Here is an 857-nt window from a genome sequence, read left to right on the forward strand (position 1 = left end):
GTTCCTGCGCAGCCGCCGCGAGCGCATCACCCCGGAACAGGCCGGAGTGCCGCGCACCCCGCGCCGCCGCACCCCGGGCCTGCGCCGCGAGGAGGTCGCGCACCTCGCCGCGGTCGGCGTCACCTGGTACACGTGGCTGGAACAGGGCCGCGCCATCAACGTCTCGCCCGGCGTCCTCGACGCCATCGCCCGCGCCCTGCGGATGGACCCCACCGAGCGGGCGCACGCCTTCGCGCTCGCCGGGACCACCGACCCGCGCGCCGTCACCGAGTGCCCGGCGCTGACGCCCACGATGCTGCGCGTCCTGGAGCGCCTCGTGCCCTACCCGGCCGCCCTGCAGAACGCCCGCTACGACATCCTCGCCTCGAACCAGCCCTTCGCCGAGGTCTTCGGCGACCCGGCCGAACTCGCCCCCGAGGACCGCAACTGCCTGTGGCTGCTCGCCATGAGCCCGCGCTGGCGCGAGCAGTTCCTGGAGCGCGAGGAGATGCTGCGCGACCTCGCCGCCAAGTACCGCCAGTCGATGGCCGAGCACGTCGGCGAGCCCGCCTGGAAGGCGCGCCTGTCCCGGCTCCTGGAGGCCTCCGGGGAGTTCCGGGAGCTGTGGGAGCGGCACGAGGTCGCGCCCATGGCCCCGCACGTCAAGCGGTACGCCCACCCCGGCGTGGGTCTGCTGCGCCTGGAGCACCGGAACATGTGGCTCTCCCCGGAGACCAGTGCGTACCGCCTGGTCACGTACGTCCCCGCGGACGAGGAGACCGAGCGGCGGCTGGAGGACCTGGCGGCCACGGCGCGCTGACCCCGGCCGACCGCCTCAGAGCGCGGCCGGGGCCGGGGCCCCGCGCTCGCCGGGCGTG

1 protein-coding gene is annotated in these 857 nt (G+C 75.7%); it reads left to right on the forward strand.

The annotated features are described in order from the left end of the window. Positions 1-799, forward strand: a 799-nt coding sequence (locus tag G3I40_RS31185) for a helix-turn-helix transcriptional regulator (protein ID WP_239092045.1), incomplete at its 5' end; no start/stop codon positions are given. Positions 800-857: the final 58 nt, after the last annotated feature.

It is taken from the genome of Streptomyces sp. SID14478 (genome assembly GCF_010548525.1).
Classification (GTDB): domain Bacteria; phylum Actinomycetota; class Actinomycetes; order Streptomycetales; family Streptomycetaceae; genus Streptomyces.